Annotated in this window: 14 protein-coding genes; 11 read left to right on the forward strand and 3 right to left on the reverse strand. The window is 62.9% G+C overall.

Going from position 1 to position 20,479, the window contains the following annotated elements; genetic code table 11:
- Positions 1–4: 4 nt before the first annotated feature.
- From tssK to tagH, 3 genes are read right to left on the reverse strand one after another with little or no spacing between them, the layout of a single operon-like run.
- On the reverse strand, positions 5–1,339 hold the full coding sequence (gene tssK, locus LQ249_RS00275; protein ID WP_046381634.1) for a type VI secretion system baseplate subunit TssK: 1,335 nt from the start codon (positions 1,337–1,339) through the stop codon (positions 5–7).
- An 18-nt stretch (positions 1,340–1,357) separates the two neighbouring features.
- Complete coding sequence (tssJ, locus tag LQ249_RS00280; protein WP_232566100.1) at positions 1,358–1,870, reverse strand: type VI secretion system lipoprotein TssJ; 513 nt, start codon at positions 1,868–1,870, stop codon at positions 1,358–1,360.
- Between the two features lie 52 nt (positions 1,871–1,922).
- On the reverse strand, positions 1,923–3,251 hold the full coding sequence (gene tagH, locus LQ249_RS00285) for a type VI secretion system-associated FHA domain protein TagH (protein WP_232566101.1): 1,329 nt from the start codon (positions 3,249–3,251) through the stop codon (positions 1,923–1,925).
- A gap of 394 nt (positions 3,252–3,645) precedes the next feature.
- Between tagH and tssA the strand changes: the two genes are divergently transcribed.
- The 11 genes from tssA (at position 3,646) to LQ249_RS00345 (ending at position 20,478) form a co-directional block, all read left to right on the forward strand.
- Complete coding sequence (gene tssA / locus LQ249_RS00290; RefSeq protein ID WP_046381631.1) at positions 3,646–4,668, forward strand: type VI secretion system protein TssA; 1,023 nt, start codon at positions 3,646–3,648, stop codon at positions 4,666–4,668.
- A 54-nt stretch (positions 4,669–4,722) separates the two neighbouring features.
- Positions 4,723–5,229 carry a type VI secretion system contractile sheath small subunit gene (gene tssB, locus LQ249_RS00295; protein WP_017849978.1) on the forward strand — a complete coding sequence of 169 codons (507 nt, stop codon included), beginning with the start codon at positions 4,723–4,725 and terminating at the stop codon, positions 5,227–5,229.
- A 2-nt stretch (positions 5,230–5,231) separates the two neighbouring features.
- Entirely contained in the window at positions 5,232–6,728 is a 1,497-nt protein-coding gene (gene tssC, locus LQ249_RS00300) for a type VI secretion system contractile sheath large subunit (RefSeq protein ID WP_017849979.1), read from the forward strand.
- Between the two features lie 175 nt (positions 6,729–6,903).
- On the forward strand, positions 6,904–7,392 hold the full coding sequence (locus LQ249_RS00310; protein ID WP_003195562.1) for an Hcp family type VI secretion system effector: 489 nt from the start codon (positions 6,904–6,906) through the stop codon (positions 7,390–7,392).
- Between the two features lie 78 nt (positions 7,393–7,470).
- Entirely contained in the window at positions 7,471–7,986 is a 516-nt protein-coding gene (tssE, locus tag LQ249_RS00315) for a type VI secretion system baseplate subunit TssE (RefSeq protein WP_005792513.1), read from the forward strand.
- Entirely contained in the window at positions 7,983–9,842 is a 1,860-nt protein-coding gene (gene tssF, locus LQ249_RS00320; protein WP_046381630.1) for a type VI secretion system baseplate subunit TssF, read from the forward strand. Before tssE ends, tssF begins: the two co-directional genes overlap by 4 nt.
- Complete coding sequence (gene tssG / locus LQ249_RS00325) at positions 9,806–10,849, forward strand: type VI secretion system baseplate subunit TssG (RefSeq protein ID WP_057004025.1); 1,044 nt, start codon at positions 9,806–9,808, stop codon at positions 10,847–10,849. Before tssF ends, tssG begins: the two co-directional genes overlap by 37 nt.
- On the forward strand, positions 10,842–13,499 hold the full coding sequence (tssH, locus tag LQ249_RS00330) for a type VI secretion system ATPase TssH (RefSeq protein WP_057004026.1): 2,658 nt from the start codon (positions 10,842–10,844) through the stop codon (positions 13,497–13,499). The genes tssG and tssH overlap by 8 nt, the downstream gene beginning before the upstream one ends.
- Before the next feature lie 148 nt (positions 13,500–13,647).
- Positions 13,648–15,588: a type VI secretion system Vgr family protein gene (locus LQ249_RS00335; RefSeq protein ID WP_232566102.1), complete on the forward strand. Its 1,941-nt coding sequence runs from the start codon at positions 13,648–13,650 to the stop codon at positions 15,586–15,588.
- A gap of 15 nt (positions 15,589–15,603) precedes the next feature.
- The gene (locus LQ249_RS00340) at positions 15,604–16,038 is read left to right on the forward strand and encodes a DcrB-related protein (RefSeq protein WP_057005223.1); all 435 of its coding nucleotides are present in this window, start codon (positions 15,604–15,606) and stop codon (positions 16,036–16,038) included.
- A gap of 12 nt (positions 16,039–16,050) precedes the next feature.
- Positions 16,051–20,478 carry an RHS repeat-associated core domain-containing protein gene (locus LQ249_RS00345; RefSeq protein ID WP_169863642.1) on the forward strand — a complete coding sequence of 1,476 codons (4,428 nt, stop codon included), beginning with the start codon at positions 16,051–16,053 and terminating at the stop codon, positions 20,476–20,478.
- The last annotated feature ends 1 nt before the right edge of the window (position 20,479 follow it).

Here is a 20,479-nt window from a genome sequence, read left to right on the forward strand (position 1 = left end):
CGGATTATCCTCGGATCGCCCAGAAGGCCAGGTTCAAGCCCGGGAACTGCCCGGCGATATGGAAGGCGAAGCCGCCGGAATTGCTCAACTGCTGCCAGTGCTCGCTGCCCCGGTCCAGCTCGTAATAGGTCGAGCCTGCGTGGTACGGCAGTTGGCGCGGCGCCACCGGCAACGGCAGCAGGCCAATGCCGGGCAGTTGCAGGTTGACCAGGTCGCGAATGTGCTCCACCGAGCCGACTTTGCTCTGCTGGCCGAAGCGCGCGCGCAGGGTCTCGCCGGGCACATCGGCGCGTACCACGAGGATGAAACTGGCGCTGTCGATCAGGGTTTTGTCGGCGAGCATGGCCACGTGGATGCCGTAGGCTTTCTCGACGATCGGGATCGGCGTGGCCTTGCTGTCGATCAACATCGACAGCGCTTCACGCAGGGCCTGCATCACCGGGGCAAAACTCAAGGCCAGGTCGTCGTGCTGGTACTGCGGGTATTCCTGGGGGCGCCGGCCGGTGGTGGAGAAGGTAGCGAACTCACCGGCCAGGCTGACCAGTTCGCTGAACAACCGCTCCGGGTGCAGCGGGCTCAGTTGGCTGAGGTGCTGGATCAGCGGCTGGGCACGGTTGACCAGTTGCAACAGCATGAAGTCGGCAATCTCCGACGCGCCGCCCGCGCCCGAGGCGACCACACGCCCGGCCAGGGCTTCGCCGCGCTGGTGCAGCAGGCCGAGCAGTTCGCTGCGAAACGCGGTCAGCGGTTTGCTCGCGGCCACATCGAGGACTGGCGGGATGTAGCTGTCGTCGAGGACCAGCGCACGGTCGGCGCGTTTTTCCTTGATGCGTACCAGGCCGATCGCGGCGTAATCGCTGATGCCGTCCTGCGCGGTCAACAGGCGCAGCGCACGGGAGCCGACGGCCACCGGGGCGCGATTCTCGAACGGTGCGTTGTCGTCACGCACTTCGCGCACCTGGCTCACGTAGCGGGCGGCGCCAAGCGCTTCGCCGTCGTCGACGGTGTCGCGGGCCCCTGCGCGCTTGAGCGGCAAGGCCAGGTAGACGAGGCCGTCACGCAGGCTGTCGTCGATATTCAGCGGGCTGGGCGCCAAGTCATCCTGGGGGATATTGAACGGCGTGCCGTCGGGCAGCAGGCCGCGTGCCGACACAATCGCCAGCTTGCCCTGGGCCAGCAGGCCCTGATCGATCAGCAGCTCGGAAAACCCCCAGGCCCCGGCCGACAACGGGCGACTGCGGGCGTCGATCAGGTTTTCCAGGTAACGGTCATGCTGCTGGAAGTGCTGCGTTCCGATGAACATGCCTTCCGACCAGACCACGCGATTGTTCCAGGACATGGGGGCTCCGATTGCTTGTTATTGGGCTGGGCTGGATGGGGAAACCACGACGTCCGCACGCACGGCGCGCACATCGAGGCTGATCTGGTATTCGGTGTATTGGCGCGGCGGCACGTTGAGCACCGTGCGCCATTGCGCGCGGTCCAGCTCGCGGTAGCCCACCAACAGGCCGATCTGGCGGGTGGACGGGTCGAGGTCGCGCTGGATGCTCAACTGCTGGCCGGGCTGCACCATCACTTCGTCCTGGTCCAGCAGGTCGAGACCGAGGGTGGATTGCGCACGGTCAGCCAGGGCGAAGTAATCCGAACGGCCGAAGATGGCGGCGTTTTTCAGTTCGAAAATCCGCACCCGCACCGGGGCGGCCTGGCCGTTGGCGCCGGGGTTGAGCCCGGCAATCGCGTGAAAGTGCAACTCGACGGCAGCGCTGTTCGCTTCAACCTCGGCGGCGCTGGCCTGGGGTTCGGCGACATCCTTGGTACACGCCGCCAGCATCAGCAGGCTGGCCACTGCGAGTAAAAACCTGGGAATCATCCTTCGTCCTCAATGACGTACTTAGCTTTCCGTTTTATCCATGCGTTGCGGCTCAGCGACGCTGGCGTGCGCTGTGCTCTTCGTAGGCTCGGCTGAATTCGCGGCCGAACAGGTCCTGGAAATCTTCCTGGGCCTCGCGGGAAATATTGCTGTAGAGCTCGGTGAACTGCTGCCAGTACTGGGCCTGGCGCGAGCCGCTGAACAGGCTCGACAGCCCGCCGGGCTTGCCCATGCGTTCTTCCAGCTGCGCCGGTTCGAAGCGGCTGAGCAGGTGTTTGATCGCCGCTTCCACACCGGCCATCACCGCCAATTGGTGAGCGCGCAGGTCGTCGAAACTGTCGCGCACCGCGATGTCCGGTGCCATAAACGCTTGGTTGCCATGACGCAGCAGCAGCTGTAGCGCTTCGTCGGCATTCGGGGCGAATTTCAACGGATTGTTTTCCGCGGGCTGGATCATCGTCTGCTGCATGCGGAATTCGCCCTTGAGGCTGGCGCGGGCACGCAACACGTCGATCAGGCCTTCGACCATCAGCCGGTAGCTGCGGCCGATGCTTTCCATCTGGGCTTCGGCCTGGGCCCTGTCCAGGCGCAATGGGTCCAGGCCGGCGCCGCGCAGGAAGGCGTGCAAAAGATCGGGTTGCTGGGCGGCGGCGGCCGGGAGCACAGGCTCGACCACAGGTGGCGGCGCGATCACCGGCGCAGGCGGTGGCGGTGGCGGTGCGCTGACCACCGGCGCCGGCGTGTCGCCAAACAGGTCCCAATCCTCGGGGATGACCGAGCCCGACGCGGCCGGCGGCTCGACCACCGGCACGGCCACCGGGGTCGGCGGGCGGAAGTCGTGTTGCTCGGACGGCACATGATCGGCCACGGTCGGCGGCGGCACGGCGGTCGGGCTGAGAAAATCGAAGAGGTCCGGCAAGGTGTCCATCGACGACGCGCCCTGGAACTGCGGCGCGATCACTGGCGTGGCTACCGGCTTGCTGGCGACGGCGCCCATCAGCGCTTCAAAACTGTTCGGGGAATCCCCGGCAAACGCCTGGCTATCCACGGCCTGTACGTTGAAATCGATGCGCGCCTGGATTTCGTAATCACCGATGCGGATCAGCTCGCCATCCTGCAACGGCTCGCTATTACCCCGACGCAGACGGATGCCGGCGTTAACCAACTCCACACCGTTTGTACTGTTATCGGTTAAATAATAACGACCATCTTTGTATTGAATTACGCAATGTTTCGAGGACACCAGACGCTCAGGATCAGGCAATACCCAGTCATTATCCGAGCTGCGGCCGATAGCCATCGAGCCCTGGTTCAAGGACTTTTCGGCACACTGCCCAGGGGTAATCTTGTGATAACTAGTGATAGTCAAACACAGCGACATCTTGCCTCCTTGCTGATACTTCGCGCGCAATCGATTCCCGGCGAGCGCCTTTCCCGAGAGATCGCGCCAGGCGACGCAAACCACGGTCATAATCTGCTTTTTGCCAGCATGATCGCAGATCTTAACTGGCCTCAATGACAAAAACCCTATCGTGGAACACCACTCGACTCACCAGTCGCGCAGGTTGTTAAGTACCGCACATCTGTCACAGAGGGCGAATAGCTTACCTTGACAAGCCATAACTACTACACCAAAAATGCACAACTTCTTGAATACCAGTGATGGCACATTAGTGGCGCCACACGTATATGACCAAGAAAACATGCAAAGTTCATCACGCAACTAATGCATGAATTGCCCGTCATCTAACGGGCCGATAGGGAGATCGATTTCAGTGGATGTGCCGTTGCTGCTCGCCGCCGTTTCCGCGACTTCGCCATGTGGCGAAGACATGGAATATGACGCGCAATTTCTACAACTGGAGCGTGATGCCAAGGGGCAGCCCGAGCGCAGCATGGGCGACGCCATCCTGCCTGCCGAACCGCCGGACTGGCGCAGCATCCAGCAGCAAAGCCTCGACCTGTTGCAACGCAGCAAAGACCTGCGCATCACCCATTTCCTGCTGCAAAGCGCCCTCGCCCTCCAGGGTGTGGTCGGGTTGGCCGACGCGCTCACGCTGATCAACGCGCTGCTGCGCGAATACTGGGCCGACCTGCACCCGCGCCTGGATGCCGACGACGATAACGACCCCACCGTGCGTATCAACGCCCTGTCCGGCTTGACCGGCGACGCGACGATCCGCCTGCTGCGCGAAAGCATCCTCACGCGCTCGCGCACCTTCGGCGCCGTGAGCCTGCGCGCCGCGCTGAACGCCAGCGGCCTGATGAGTTTTCCCGATGAACAACTCGGCGCCCAGCAGCTCAACGCCGCGTTCCTCGACAGCGACCCCGAGCAACTGCAAGCCACCCGCGACGCCTTGAGCACCGCGCGTGCCGCCTGCGAAGCCATCGAACAACAGGTCAGCGACCAGGTCGGCTCGGCCCAGGGCGTCGACCTCAGCCTGTTGAAGCAACCGCTCAAGCAGGCGCTGCAGATCCTCAGCCAATTTGTACCGAACGGTGAGACCAGCAGCCGCGAACCCGAGGCCGTCAGTGACGACAATGCCCCCTCGGCCGACTTCGCCGCCGCCCCCACCGCACCGCGCCCCAGCGGCGACATCGCCAACCGCGATGACGTGCTGCGCAGCCTCGACAAGATCCTTGCGTACTACACCCGTCACGAGCCTTCGAGCCCGCTGCCGGTGTTGTTGAACCGCGCAAAGCATCTGGTGCACGCCGACTTCGCGGCCATCGTGCGCAATCTGATTCCCGACGGCATGTCCCAATTTGAAAACCTGCGTGGCCCGGACGGCGAGTAAGCCGCCCGACTGCGCAGTAACAACACCGTCGCTCAAGCGACCAGGAGCAGCAACGTGGCGAAGCAAAGTTCTCAGAAATTCATCGCGCGCAACCGCGCGCCTCGAGTGCAGATCGAGTACGACGTCGAGCTCTACGGCGCCGAGAAAAAGGTCCAGCTGCCCTTCGTGATGGGTGTGATGGCCGACCTCGCCGGCAAACCCGCCGAGCCCCTCGCGCCCGTGGCCGACCGCAAGTTCCTTGAAGTGGACGTCGACAACTTCGACTCGCGCCTCAAGGCCATGCAACCGCGCGTAGCGTTCCACGTACCCAACGAGCTGACCGGCGAAGGCAACCTGAGCCTGGACATCACTTTCGAAAGCATGGACGACTTCAGCCCGGCCGCCGTGGCCCGCAAGGTCGATGCGCTGAACAAGCTGCTCGAAGCCCGTACCCAGTTGGCCAACCTGCTGACCTACATGGACGGCAAGACCGGCGCTGAAGAAATCATCATGAAAGCGATCAAGGACCCGGCATTGCTGCAGGCCCTTGCGAGCGCGCCGAAGCCGGCAGGGGAGCAGTAATCATGACCGAGAATACCGTGCGCGAAAGCGCTCAGAACCTGGGCGCCACCGAAGAAACCAGCGAGTTCGCCTCGCTGTTGCTGCAAGAGTTCAAACCGAAGACCGAGCGTGCCCGCGAAGCCGTGGAAACCGCCGTGCGGACACTCGCCGAGCAGGCGCTGGCACAGACTGACCTGGTGTCCAACGACGCGATCAAGTCGATCGAATCGATCATCGCCGCCATCGACGCCAAGCTCACCGCCCAGGTCAACCAGATCATCCACCACCCGGATTTCCAGCAGCTGGAAAGCGCCTGGCGTGGCCTGCACTACCTGGTCAACAACACCGAGAGCGATGAGCAGCTGAAGATCCGCGTGCTCAACATCTCCAAGCCGGACCTGCACAAGACCCTGAAGAAATTCAAGGGCACCGCCTGGGACCAGAGCCCGATCTTCAAGAAGATGTACGAAGAAGAATACGGCCAGTTCGGCGGCGAACCTTACGGTTGCCTGGTCGGCGACTACTACTTCGACCAGTCGCCACCGGATGTCGAGCTGTTGGGCGAATTGTCCAAAGTCTGCGCCGCCATGCACGCCCCGTTCATCGCGGCCGCTTCGCCGACCGTGATGGGCATGGGCTCGTGGCAGGAACTGTCGAACCCGCGCGACCTGACCAAGATCTTCACCACCCCGGAATACGCCGGCTGGCGCTCGCTGCGTGAATCGGAAGACTCGCGCTACATCGGCCTGACCATGCCGCGCTTCCTCGCGCGCCTGCCGTATGGCGCCAAGACCGACCCGGTGGAAGCCTTCGCCTTCGAAGAAAACACCGACGGCGCCGACAGCTCCAAGTACACCTGGGCCAACGCCGCCTACGCGATGGCGGTGAACATCAACCGTTCGTTCAAACACTACGGCTGGTGCTCGCGCATCCGTGGCGTGGAGTCCGGCGGTGAAGTGGAAAACCTGCCGGCCCACACGTTCCCTACCGATGACGGTGGCGTGGACATGAAGTGCCCGACCGAAATCGCCATCAGCGACCGTCGTGAAGCGGAGCTGGCGAAGAACGGTTTCATGCCGCTGCTGCACAAGAAGAACACCGACTTCGCCGCGTTCATCGGCGCGCAGTCGCTGCAGAAGCCGGCCGAGTACGACGATCCGGACGCCACCGCCAACGCCAACCTGGCCGCGCGCCTGCCGTACCTGTTCGCCACCTGCCGTTTCGCGCACTACTTGAAGTGCATCGTGCGCGACAAGATCGGTTCCTTCAAAGAGAAGGATGAAATGCAGCGCTGGTTGCAGGACTGGATCCTCAACTACGTCGACGGCGACCCGGCGCACTCCACCGAAACCACCAAGGCCCAGCACCCACTGGCGGCAGCCGAAGTGATCGTGGAAGACGTCGAGGGCAACCCGGGTTACTACAACTCCAAGTTCTACCTGCGCCCGCACTACCAGCTCGAAGGGCTGACCGTGTCGCTGCGCCTGGTATCGAAACTGCCGTCGGCGAAAAGCGCGTAAAAAATCGGGACTGGCTCGCTCCCTGTAGGAGCGAGCTTGCTCGCGAAAAACTTGAAGGCGCTGCGTTCATCCAGGATGCCCGCGTCACCGTTGACGACCTTCGCGAGCAAGCTCGCTCCTACAGGGGTCGGCGGCGTTAACAAATACAGTGGCTGAGTCCACACAGGGAGAAAACATGGCTGTTGATATTTTCATCAAGATCGGCGACATCAAGGGCGAGTCCATGGACAAAGCCCACAAGGACGAAATCGACGTACTGAACTGGAGCTGGGGCATGTCCCAGTCCGGCAACATGCACGTAGGCGGTGGCGGCGGCGCGGGCAAGGTGAACATCCAGGACCTGTCGCTGACCAAGTACGTCGACAAGGCCTCGCCGAACCTGATGATGCACTGCGCCAGCGGCAAGCACATCGACAAGGTCAAGCTGACCGTGCGCAAGGCCGGTGGTGAAAGCCAGGTCGAGTACATGGTGATCAACCTGGAAGAAGTGCTGGTCACGTCCCTGAGCACTGGCGGTTCGGGCTCCGATGATCGCCTGACCGAAAACGTCACCCTGAACTTCGCCCAGGTGATGGTCGACTACCAACCGCAGAAAGCCGACGGCACCAAAGACGGCGGCGCGATCAAGTTTGGCTGGAACATCCGTTCCAACACCAAGCGCTGATAGCCCTGGCGGCCGTGGCCCAGCGCCACGGCCCCAGGCACTTTGTCCCTCTCGCAACCCGTCCGTGGAGCTGCTTTGGTGGTAACTGAAATCGCTTCCCGCGACCGTCTGCAACCGTCCCTGTTGGACCGGTTGACCGACGACGACCCAACCAACCCGAAGGAAAGCGCCGACAAGCGCGTGCTGTCCCTCACCCAATTGAAGGCCTCGGTGCTGCGTGACCTGGCGTGGCTGCTCAACACCACGTCGTTGCTCGATGCCGATGCCACCCTGCACACCCCGGCCGGCACCTCGGTGGTCAATTACGGCCTGCCGGCGCTGGCGGGCAACAGTGTTTCCAGCGTCGACATCAAGGCCCTGGAAGCCCTGATCTACCAGGCGATCGCCACCTTTGAGCCACGTATTCTGCGCCACACCCTGCGCGTCAAAGCCCGTGTCGGCCATGGCGAGATGAACCACAACGCCCTGAGCTTCGAGATCGAAGGCGACCTGTGGGCGCAGCCGGTGCCGTTGCGCCTGCTGCTACAAACCGACCTGGACCTGGAGTCGGGCCATGTACGCGTGGTCAACGCCGACCAGCGGAGACGCCCATGAACCCGCGCCTGCTGGAGCTGTACAACCAGGAACTGCACCACGTGCGCGAAAGCGCCGCCGAGTTCGCCAAGGAATACCCGAAGATCGCCAGTCGGCTGAGCCTGTCCGGCATGGACTGCGCCGACCCCTACGTCGAACGTCTGCTCGAAGGCTTTGCCTACCTCACGGCCCGCGTGCAGCTCAAGCTCGACGCCGAGTACCCGACCTTCACCCACAACCTGCTGGAGATCGCCTACCCGCACTACCTGGCGCCGACCCCGTCGATGACCGTGGTGCAACTGCAGACCGACCCGGATGAAGGCTCCCTGGCCAGCGGTTTCCCGTTGCCGCGCGACAGCGTCTTGCGCGCCGCGTTGGGCCGCGAAACCCAGACCTGCTGCGAGTACCGCACCGCTCACCCGGTGACGCTGTGGCCGTTGCAGGTCAGCCACGCCGAGTACTTCGGCAACCCCGCCGCCGTGCTCGGGCGCCTGGCGGCCAGCGAACCGAAAGCCAAGGCCGGTTTGCGCCTGACCCTGCGCACCGGCGCCGAGTTGCCGTTCAACAGCCTCGCGTTGGACAACCTGCCGCTGTACCTCAGCGGCGCCGATGAGCAACCGTTCCGCCTCTACGAACAATTGCTGGGCAATGCCTGCGCGGTGTTTGCGCGCAAGCCGGGGGGCGATTGGGTCGAGCGCCTGCCACCAGACGCGCTGCGCTCGCGCGGTTTCGACGACGCCGACGCGGCCATGCCCGTGGTGGCGCGGGCGTTCCAGGGCTATCGGTTGCTGCAGGAATACTTCGCCCTGCCCCACCGCTTCCTGTTCGTCGAGTTCGCCGAACTGGGCCGTGCGGTCAAGCGTTGCGACGGCCAGGAACTGGAACTGATCGTGCTGTTCGACCGCCACGAACCGAGCCTGGAAGGCAGCGTCGGTGCCGCGCAGTTCTTGCCGTTCTGCACCCCGGCGATCAACCTGTTCCCGAAACGCGTGGACCGTATCCACTTGTCCGACCGGGTCAACGAACACCATGTGATCGCCGACCGCACGCGGCCGATGGATTTCGAGATTCACTCCCTCGACGGCATCACCGGCCATGGCACCGGGCCGGAGCAGCCGTTCCTGCCGTTCTATGCGGTGCGCGACCCCTCGCGTTATGGCCGCGACCAGGCGTACTACACCGTGCGCCGTGAGCCGCGGGTGCTGTCCAGCGACCAGCGGCGCAACGGCCCGCGCTCCACCTACGTGGGCAGCGAAACCTTCGTCAGCCTGGTGGACAGCCAGCAAGCGCCCTATCGCCACGACCTGCGCCAACTCGGCGTAAGCGCGCTGTGTACCAACCGCGATTTGCCGCTGTTCATGAGCGTGGGCAATGGCAAGACCGACTTCACCCTCGCCGACAGCGCCCCGGTGCTGGCCGTGCGCTGCGTCGCCGGGCCGAGCCGCCCGCGTGCCAGCCACGCCCATGACGCCAAGGCCTGGCGCCTGATCAGCCAGCTGTCGCTCAACTACTTGTCCCTGAGCGAACAGGGCCAGGGCGCAGGCGCCTTGCGCGAACTGTTGCGCCTGTATGGCGACAGCAACGACGCCGCCCTGCAATTGCAGATCGAAGGCCTGCGCGAAGTCAGCAGCAAAGCGGTGACCCGGCGCCTGCCGATGCCCGGCCCGATCGTGTTTGGGCGCGGCCTGGAAATCACCTTGGAATTCGATGAAAACGCGTTTCGCGGCACCGGCGTGTTCCTGCTCGGTGCGGTACTGGAACGCTTCCTGGCACGCTACGTGTCGATCAACAGTTTTACCGAGACGGTGATCCGTACCACCGAACGCGGCGAGATCATGCGATGGAAAGCCAAGCCCGGACGTCGTCCGACCCTGTGAGTACCCTGGATGCGATGCACCAGGAGCCCTGGGAATACGATTTCTTCCAGGCGCTGCGGCGTATCGAGTGCGAATCGCCGGACCTGCCGCGCCTGGGCCAGTCCCTGCGCCTGGCGGACGACCCGCTGCGCCTCGGGCAACAGGCCGACTGCACCTTCGCCCCGGCCACCCTGGCCTCGGTCGACCCCGCTGGCGAGGGCAAGCCAGCGCGGCTGCAGCAGTACTTTTTCGGCCTCGGCGGCCCCAACGGCCCGCTGCCGCTGCACATCACCGAGTACGTGCGCGAACGCCAGCGCAACAATGCCGACAGCACCAGCAAACAGTTCCTGGATATCTTCCACCATCGCCTGTTGAGCCTGTTCTACCGGGCCTGGGCCGAGGCGCGGCCGACCGTCAGCCACGACCGCCCGGACGATGATTACTGGTCGGCGCGCCTCGCGGCCTTGAGCGGTCGGGGCATGCCGAGCCTGCTCAACCAGGGGCTGATCCCCGACACGGCAAAGCTGCATTACAGCGGCCACCTGTCGGCGCAGACCCGCTACCCGGATGGCTTGAAGGCGATCCTTGGCGAGTACTTCGGCCTGCCGGTAGAGATCGAAGAATACATCGGCCAATGGCTCGAACTGCCCGAGCGCAGTCGCGTCGGGGTCAGCGCCAACCGGCTCGGCGTGGACTTCTGCCTGGGCAGCCATGTGTGGGACCGCCAGCACAAATTCCGCATCCGCCTGGGCCCGCTCGCGCTGGACGACTACATGGGCATGCTGCCCGGCAGCCAGCCGTTCAACGAGCTGGTGGCCTGGGTGGCCGAGTACCTGGGCCATGAATTGGACTGGGACTTGAACCTGGTTCTGCAACAACCCGAAGTCCCGGCGCTGCAACTCAACGGCCGGTTCCGCCTGGGCTTCAACACCTGGCTCGGCCGCCCTGCGGTTGATGCCAACGACCTAATCCTGGCCCGGCATTACGCCGATCACGCCACCACCTCAAGGAATCCAGAGCATGGGTGAAATCAGTCGCGCCGCACTGTTCGGCAAACTCAACAGCGTGGCCTACAAAGCCATCGAAGCCGCCACGGTGTTCTGCAAGCTGCGGGGCAATCCGTATGTGGAACTGGCCCACTGGTTTCACCAGTTGCTGCAACTGCAGGACTCGGACCTGCACCGCATCATCCGTCAGTTCAACGTGGAACCGGCGCGCCTGGCCCGCGACCTGACTGAAGCCCTCGACCGCCTGCCGCGGGGCTCGACTTCGATCACCGACCTGTCCTCCCATGTGGAAGAAGCCGTAGAGCGCGGCTGGGTCTACGGCAGCCTGATGTTCGGCGAAAGCCAGGTGCGTACCGGTTATCTGCTGCTGGGCATTCTGAAGACGCCGAGCCTGCGCCATGCGCTGTTGGGTTTGTCGGCGGAGTTCGACAAGGTCAAGGCCGAAGCCCTGAGCGAACGCTTTGACGAGTACGTCGGCGACTCGCCGGAGAATGCGTTGACGGCCAGCGACGGTTTCAACGCCGGCGCCGTTCCGGGCGAAGCCAGCGGTGCGATGGCGCCGAGTGCGATGGGCAAGCAGGAAGCGCTCAAGCGTTTCACGGTCGACCTGACCGAACAGGCACGCAGCGGCAAGCTCGACCCGATCGTCGGCCGCGACGAAGAGATCCGCCAGTTGGTGGATATCCTCATGCGTCGACGCCAGAACAACCCGATCCTCACCGGTGAAGCCGGCGTGGGCAAGACTGCCGTGGTCGAAGGCTTCGCCCTGCGCATCGTCGCCGGCGACGTGCCGCCCGCGCTGAAAGACGTTGAACTGCGCAGCCTTGACGTCGGCCTGCTGCAAGCCGGCGCCAGCATGAAAGGCGAGTTCGAACAGCGCCTGCGCCAGGTCATCGAAGACGTCCAGGCCTCGCCGAAGCCGATCATCCTGTTCATCGACGAAGCCCACACCCTGGTGGGTGCCGGTGGTGCCGCCGGCACCGGTGACGCAGCCAACCTGCTCAAACCGGCTCTGGCCCGCGGCACCTTGCGTACCGTGGCCGCGACCACCTGGGCCGAGTACAAGAAACACATCGAAAAAGACCCGGCCCTGACCCGCCGTTTCCAGGTAGTGCAGGTGGCCGAACCGTCGGAAGACAAGGCGCTGCTGATGATGCGCGGCGTGGCCTCGACCATGGAGAAACACCATCAGGTGCAGATCCTCGACGAAGCACTGGAAGCCTCGGTGAAGCTGTCCCACCGCTACATCCCGGCGCGCCAGTTGCCGGATAAATCCGTCAGCCTGCTGGACACCGCCTGCGCCCGCGTCGCCATCAGCCTGCATGCGGTGCCGGCCGAAGTCGACGACAGCCGTCGCCGCATCGAAGCCCTGGAAACCGAGCTGCAGATCATCGCCCGCGAGCATGCGATCGGCATCGCCATCGGGGCACGCCAGAGCAACAGCGAAGCCCTGCTGAGTGCCGAGCGCGAGCGCCTGGCCAGCCTGGAAAGCCGCTGGGCCGAAGAGAAAACCCTGGTCGATGAGTTGCTCGCCACCCGCGCGACGTTGCGTGAAAAAGTCGGCGTGGTCGACAGCGGCAACGATGAGTTGCGTGCGCAATTGGTCGACCTGCAGCAGCGCCTCACCGCGCTGCAAGGCGAAACCCCGCTGATCCTGCCGACCGTGGATTACCAGGCGGTGGCCTCGGTGGTCGCCGACTGGACCGGCATCCCGGTCGGCCGCATGGCGCGCAACGAACTGGAAACCGTGCTCAACCTCGACCAGCACCTGAAGAAACGCATCATCGGCCAGGACCACGCCTTGCAGATGATCGCCAAGCGCATCCAGACCTCCCGCGCCGGCCTCGACAACCCGAGCAAGCCGATCGGCGTGTTCATGCTGGCCGGCACCTCCGGCGTGGGCAAGACCGAAACCGCCCTGGCCCTGGCCGAAGCCATGTACGGCGGCGAGCAGAACGTCATCACCATCAACATGAGCGAGTTCCAGGAAGCCCACACCGTGTCGACCCTCAAGGGCGCGCCACCGGGCTACATCGGCTACGGCGAAGGCGGCGTGCTGACCGAAGCGGTACGGCGCAAACCCTACAGCGTGGTGCTGCTGGACGAGGTGGAAAAAGCCCACCCGGACGTACACGAGATCTTCTTCCAGGTGTTCGACAAGGGCGTGATGGAAGACGGCGAAGGCCGGGTCATCGACTTCAAGAACACGCTGATCCTGCTGACCACCAACGCCGGCACCGAGTTGATTTCCCAGGTCTGCAAAGACCCGGCGAACATCCCCGCGCCGGAAGACATTGCCAAAGCCCTGCGCCAGCCGCTGCTGGAAATTTTCCCGCCCGCACTGCTCGGCCGACTGGTGACCATCCCGTATTACCCGCTGAGCGACGAGATGCTCAAGGCGATCACCCGCCTGCAACTCGAGCGCATCAAGAAGCGTGTGCAGAACACCCACAAAGTCGCCTTCGATTACGACGACGCGGTGGTCGATTTGATCGTCTCGCGCTGCACCGAGACCGAAAGCGGCGGGCGCATGATCGACACGATCCTCACCAACAGCCTGCTGCCGGACATGAGCCGTGAATTCCTCACGCGCATGCTCGAAGGCAAGGCGCTGGCGGGTGTGCGGATCAGTAGCCGGGATAATGAATTGCACTATCAGTTCAACGATTGACCTGAAGAAACATAATCAAAAATGTGGGAGGGGGCTTGCCCCCGATGGCGGTGAATCAGTCACCTGATACATCAACTGACACACTGCTATCGGGGGCAAGCCCCCTCCCACATTTTGATTGGGTTCCTTCAGCTATTAGGGTACTTCGATGCTATTCAACCAAACCTCACGCCTGGCCAAAATCACCAGCCCCCTCGGGCCGGACGTGCTGTTGCTCAATCAAATGGGCGGCGGCGAAGAGTTGGGTCGGCTGTTCGCCTATGAGCTGCAACTGACCTCCCTGGACGCCAACATCGACCTCAACCAGTTGCTCGGCAAGCCGATGAGCGTTGGCGTGCAACTGGCGGACGGTGGCGAGCGGCATTTCCACGGCATCGTCGCGCAGTGCAGCCAGAGCATCGACCAGGGCCAGTTCGCCAGCTATCAGGTGACACTGCGCCCGTGGCTGTGGCTGCTGAGCCGCACGTCGGACTGCCGGATTTTCCAGAACCTGAGCATCCCGCAGATCATCAAGCAGGTGTTCCGCGACCTCGGCTTTTCCGACTTCGAAGACGCCCTGAGCCGGCCGTATCGCGAGTGGGAATACTGCGTGCAGTACCGCGAGACCAGCTTCGATTTCGTCAGCCGCTTGATGGAACAGGAAGGCATCTACTACTTCTTCCGCCATGAACAGGACCGCCACGTGCTGGTACTGGCCGATGCCTACGGCGCCCACGCCACGGTGCCGGGCTACGTGTCGATTCCGTACTACCCCAAGGACGAGCAGCAACGCGAACGCGACCACCTGTACAACTGGCACCTGGCCCAGCAAGTGCAGCCGGGCTCGCTGGAGCTCAACGACTACGACTTCCAGCGCCCCAGCGCGAGCATCGACGTGCGCTCGGCGATGCCGCGCCCGCACGCCGCCGGCGACTACCCGCTGTACGACTACCCCGGCACCTACGTGCAAAGCGCGGACGGCGAACACTACGCGCGCACCCGCATCGAAGCCCTGCAAACCCTGCATGAACAAATCGAATTCAACGGCAACGCCCGCGGCCTCGGTTCCGGCCATCTGTTCAGCCTCACCGGCTTCAGCCGCCAGGACCAGAACCGCGAATACCTGATCGTCGGCTGCCGCTATTACATCGTTCAGGAAAGCCTGGAAAGCGGCGGCGGCTCCAACTCGGCGCAGTTCGACAGCAGCCTGACCTGCATCGATGCCCAACAAAGCTTCCGCCCGCTGGCCAACACCTATCGCCCCATCGTCAAAGGCCCGCAGACCGCGCTGGTGGTCGGCCCCAAAGGCGAGGAAATCTGGACCGACCAGTACGGCCGCGTGAAGGTGCATTTCTACTGGGACCGCCACGACCAGTCCAACGAAAACAGCTCGTGCTGGATACGCGTATCGCAATCCTGGGCCGGCAAGAACTGGGGCTCGATGCAGATCCCACGGATCGGCCAGGAGGTGATTGTGAGCTTTCTGGAAGGCGACCCGGACCGGCCGATTATTACTGGGCGGGTGTACAACGCGGAGCAGACGGTGCCCTACGATTTGCCGGAGAACGCGACCCAGAGCGGCATAAAAAGTCGTTCGAGCAAGGGCGGCACGCCAGCCAACTTCAATGAAATCCGCATGGAGGACAAGAAGGGGTTGGAGCAGTTGTATATCCATGCCGAGCGCAATCAGGACATCGTCGTCGAGGTGGATGAGAGCCATTCGGTGGGGCATGACCGCAACAAGAGTATTGGGCACAACGAGACGGTGACGATTGGCAACAACCGCCTGCGCATCGTCAAGCAGGAAGACATCCTCTCGGTGGGCCAGAGGAAGACCGACAGCATCAGCCAGAGCTACGTCATCGAAGTGGGCGAAAACCTACGCCTGGTCTGCGGCGAAAGCATCCTGGAGTTGAACGCCAGCGGGCAGATCAACCTCACCGGCGTGCAAATCAGCTTCTACGCCAGCGGCGATGCCGAGTTCAACACCGGCGGCGTGCTGCACCTGAACAATGGCGGCGGCCCCGGCGCGACGCCCGATGGCCAAGGCATAAAAGCCAGCATCGACGCCAACATCAAAGCCGCGTTCCCCGCGCCTAAAAGCTCCTGACGAGACCTGTCTTCCATGACGTACCGAATCAACGAATTCCAGTTCCAACTGCCGGCCGGCGAGCTGCAGGACGCGTCGATCAATATCCTCAAGTTCCCCGAACTGGGCACTTCCCTGATCGTCAGCCGCAGCCTGCTCGCCGAAGGCGAAACCCTGCACAGCAATTTCGACGACCAACTCAAGCGCCTGGAAAAACAGGTGCAGGACTTGCGCTGCCAACCGAGCGTCACCGTGCGCTTGGGCGCCGCCCAAGAGGTGGAAGGTATCGAGCTGCGCAGCCAGTTCAACAAGGGCAATGACAAGGTGTTCCAGTATCAACTGGCGTTGGTGTTGCCAGGGACGCGCAAGATGCTCGCCTTGAGTTACGTCAAGGCAGACACGCTGGGGGATGCCGAGGCGGCGCATTGGGCTTTGATCAAAAACTCGCTGTCCTTCGACATGCCACAGTGACGACGCGCCTCAATGTCTGACGCACTGCTCTGGGCCGCACGGTTGGGGGATGGCTTGTCCCATACCTCAGTGATGGCCGACATCCTTGGCGGTGTGCTCGAGGTCGCGGCTAACGTGGCGATAACGGCGTTGGCCACGGCTGCGGTGGTGGCGGCGACCGGTATCACCGTTGCGACGGGGGGGCTGGGCGCGTGCGTGTTGGGTGCCGTCGTCGGCGTGGTTGTCGGCATCGCCATGAGCAAAACCGGTGCCGACAAAGGCTTGAGCACGATGTGCGAAGGCATCGGCAACGCGCTGTTCCCTCCCGCCGTCATGGCGACGATTGTCAGCGGCTCCACTGACACCCTGATCAACTCAACCCCCGCTGCACGGGCAGCCGGCACGGTGCCATCCCATGTCGCCCCCTCCGGCACCGAAGCCGAAGAACCACCGTCGAAGCCGGAACACAGCGAAGAGCCCAGCTACCTGGATATGGCCAAGGGGTTCTTTTCACAAATGTGGCGCCCTACCGTCGCCACCCCGGCCCCCGGCGCAGTCCCCAAACCGTTGGACCTGGTGACGTGCATGAAGCATCCTCCGATGCCGCCGCAGTTTCTCGCCGAGGGCTCGGAAAAAGTCACGATCAACGGTCAGCCCGCCGTGCGCAGCGGCGACCGTAGCACTTGCGACGCGACGGTGGTGTCGTCGGGGCTGATCTCGCCGAACGTGACCATCGGCGGTGGCTCAGTGGTGGTGCGCGAGATACGCAGCGGCAAAACACCGGGTGTAGGCCTCGCCGTTACCGCCTTGATGATGCTCAAAGGGGGCAAAGGCAAGTTCCTCAGCAACCTGCCTTGTATGCTGCTCGCAGGCGTCAATTCGTTTGTGGTCAGCCAGGCCATGGGCGCCCTGGCCAATGCGACCATGGGCTCGCCTAACCCTGTTCACGCCAGTACCGGAGCCAAGGTACTCGGCGGTTCCGAGGAATTGGATTTTGCCCTGCCTGGCATCATGCCCATCGACTGGCAACGTTTCTACAACAGCCGGGACGAGCGCCAGGATGGCTTGTTCGGTGCCGGCTGGAGCCTGTCCTATGAGGTCAGCGTCCACTTGCTGCGCCACCCGGAAGGCGGCGAACACCTGGTGTACGTCGACGAGCAAGGCCGACGCATCGACATGGGATCGATCCCCTTGGGCGGCGCCGTGTTCAGTGCTGGCGAGGGGCTCAGCGTCAGGCGCCACCTGGGCGGTCAGTTGCTGATCGAAAGTGCCGACGGTCTGTATCGGTTGTTCGACCCGGCGCCACAGAACGCTACCTTGCTGCGCCTTAGTCAATTAGGTGATCGCAACGACAACCGTATCTACCTGGATTATGACAACGACGGTCGCCTGCTGCGGCTTCGGGACACCTTTGACCTGGTCAAGGTTGAACTGGCATACGACGCAACCTGGCAGCGCCGCGTCAGCCAGATCGAGCGGCTTTACCCCGACCAGCGCCGCGAAGTGCTGATGCATTACAGCTACGACAGCCGTGGCGATCTGGCTTGTGTACGTCAATCCGACGGCCAGGTTAAACGTCGATTTGTCTACGATGCCGGGCAGCGTATGGTCGAGCATCAATTGCCCACCGGCTTGCGCTGTTTCTACCAGTGGGCCCTGGTGGAAGACCGTGAGTGGCGTGTGGTCCGGCACTGGACAGACGCCGGGGACACCTACGATTACCACTACGAACTGGACGCTGGCATCACCCGCATCACCGACGGGCTGGAGCGAATCAGCATCCGCCGATGGGATCAACAGCATCAGATCATCGAGTCTATCGATGTGCTCGGACGTACCTGGGCCTTCCAATGGAATGATGAAAGCCAACTGCTGGGCGCCACCGATCCCAACGGCGGGCACTACCAATTCAGCTACGACGAAGCCGGTAACCTGAGCGAGACGCTCGACCCCTTGGGACGCAGCGAATCGACCTTGTGGCTGGAACATTGGGCACTACCGCTGGCAGAAACCGACGCCGCAGGCAATACCTGGCAATACCGTTACGACTCGCGCGGCAATTGCGTCAGCGAAACCGACGCTGCTGGGAACGTCACGGCCTATCGTCATGATGCCCACGGGCAAGTCGTGCAAATCACCGATGCCAGTGGCAAGAGCAAAACCCTGCGCTGGACGCCGCTCGGCCAGTTAAGCGAGCACACCGACTGTTCGGGAATGACCACTCGCTTGAGCTACTGCGAGCGCGGCCTGCTGCTGACCAGCACCGATGCACTGGGCGAGCGCACGGTGTTCAGCTATGACGATCAAGGCCGACTCACCCGCAAGCAATTGCCCGACGGCCGCAGCGAACACTATGAGCACGACGCCTGTGGTCAGGTCATCGGCTATCGCGACCCCGCTGGCAACACTACCTACTTCCAGCATGCCCTGAGTGGCCAGTTACATCAGCGCATTGACGCCCATGGCCGCCGCGTGACGTTGAACCATGATGCTTACGGCCGCCTGCAAAGCCTGACCAACGAGAACGGTGAACGCTACCGGTTCGACTGGGACGCCGGCGACCGGTTGACCCAGGAACACCGCCTGGACGGCAGTCTCAAGCGCTACGCCTACGACCCACTGGACAACGTCACGCAGGTAGAGACGATCGCAGTACACGGCACCGAGACAGCCATCATTCACGACCTGGAACGGGATGCCGCAGGTCGGCTGGTCGCCAAGAACACCCTGGATGGGCGCACCGAATATTGCTATGACGAGCTGGATCAAGTCACATCCATCACGTTCACCGGGCGTGACGGCCAACAGAGTCTGGGATTCGGTTATGACGTCCTCGGCCAACTGGTTCTCGAACACAGCGCCGCCGGCAGTTTGGAACACCGTTACGACGAGCTGGGCAATCTGGTTCAGACCCAGCTTCCTGACGGCCGTTGGCTCAACCGCCTGCGCTACGGCAGCGGGCATCTGCACCAGATCAATCTTGATGGCAGGGTCATCAGTGATTTCGAGCGTGATCGGTTTCACCGGGAAGTCCTGCGCACCCAGGGCCGTATCAGCACCCGCAGCGAGTACGACCGCAGCGGACGACTCCGCGCCCGTCAGCGTCGGCAACAGGACCAGTCGCTGCTGGTACCAGCAACGCAAACACGCTTTGGCTATGACGACAGCGACCAGTTGGTCGAGCGCTTTGTCAGCCACCCGGGCACGACACACCGCCAACTGCTGCACTACGATGCCACCGGTCGCATTCTCGCCAGCCAGGACAACCTTCTGGGTCAACGTGAAGCCTTCGCCTACGACCCGGCCGCCAATTTGCAAGATGGCCTCGGGCATGTGGCCCACAACCGGTTATTGACCTATCAGGACAAGCGTTACCGCTACGACGGTTTCGGCCGCATGGTCGAAAAATACAGCACCCAGCGCGGCACCCAACGCTTCAGCTATGACGCCGAGCAGCGGCTGGTGCAGGTGAACAACAACGACGGCTCCACGGTCAAAATGACCTACGACCCGCTGGGCCGACGGATCGCCAAAACATTGTTTGACCGTAACGGTGTCCAGCAGAGCCAGACGCTATTCACCTGGGACGCGATGCAGTTGTTGCAGGAGCGCTGCAACCAGCGGACCAGCCTCTATATCTATGCCGACGAGGGCTACGAACCCGTCGCACGCGTCGATGGCCTCGGGGCTCTGCAAAAGGTTCGCTACTATCACAACGACCCCAATGGCCTGCCCGAGCAGCTCACGGAAAGCGACGGCCATACGGTATGGAAGGCGCGTTATGAAGTCTGGGGCAATACCGTCGAGGAAACCCGCGAGCCCTATTACATCGAAGAACAGAACCTGCGCTTTCAGGGCCAGTACCTGGATCGAGAAACCGGGCTGCACTACAACACGCTGCGCTTTTACGATCCGCAGATCGGACGCTTCACGACGCCCGACCCTATCGGCCTGGCCGGCGGCCTTAACCTCTACCAGTACGCACCCAACCCCCTGAGCTGGATCGACCCGCTGGGCCTGATGAAGTGCTCAAGCCCACCCAAGGGGCGTAAGGTCAATCGCACGGTGTATCGATTCGAGGAGCCCGGACGCATCGGTACGACCTGGCAGGCACACAAGTGGAATGTGGAGTCCCGACACCGGTACACGGCCAGGGGACTGGGTGGCGTGTATGGCGCCAACTCGCGAAAGACCGCATTGGGCGAAGTCACCCACTGGGATGTCGACCTGTCCACACGGGTACTGGTCAGCAAAAAGGTGCAGCTAAACAACGTGCTGGACTTAACGCGCGCCGACGTGCGCAAACAGTTAGGCGTATCACTCAAAAGCATTACGGGTAACAAATACACCGAAACTCACCAGATCGGCAGCTGGGCAAAAGCCAATGGCTATGATGGGATTCTTGCCCCATCCGCGCGAAACCCGACCGGCAGCAACTTAATATCATTTGCAGGATTCTGAT

The organism is Pseudomonas sp. 7-41 (assembly GCF_021233075.1).
Lineage (GTDB): Bacteria > Pseudomonadota > Gammaproteobacteria > Pseudomonadales > Pseudomonadaceae > Aquipseudomonas > Aquipseudomonas veronii.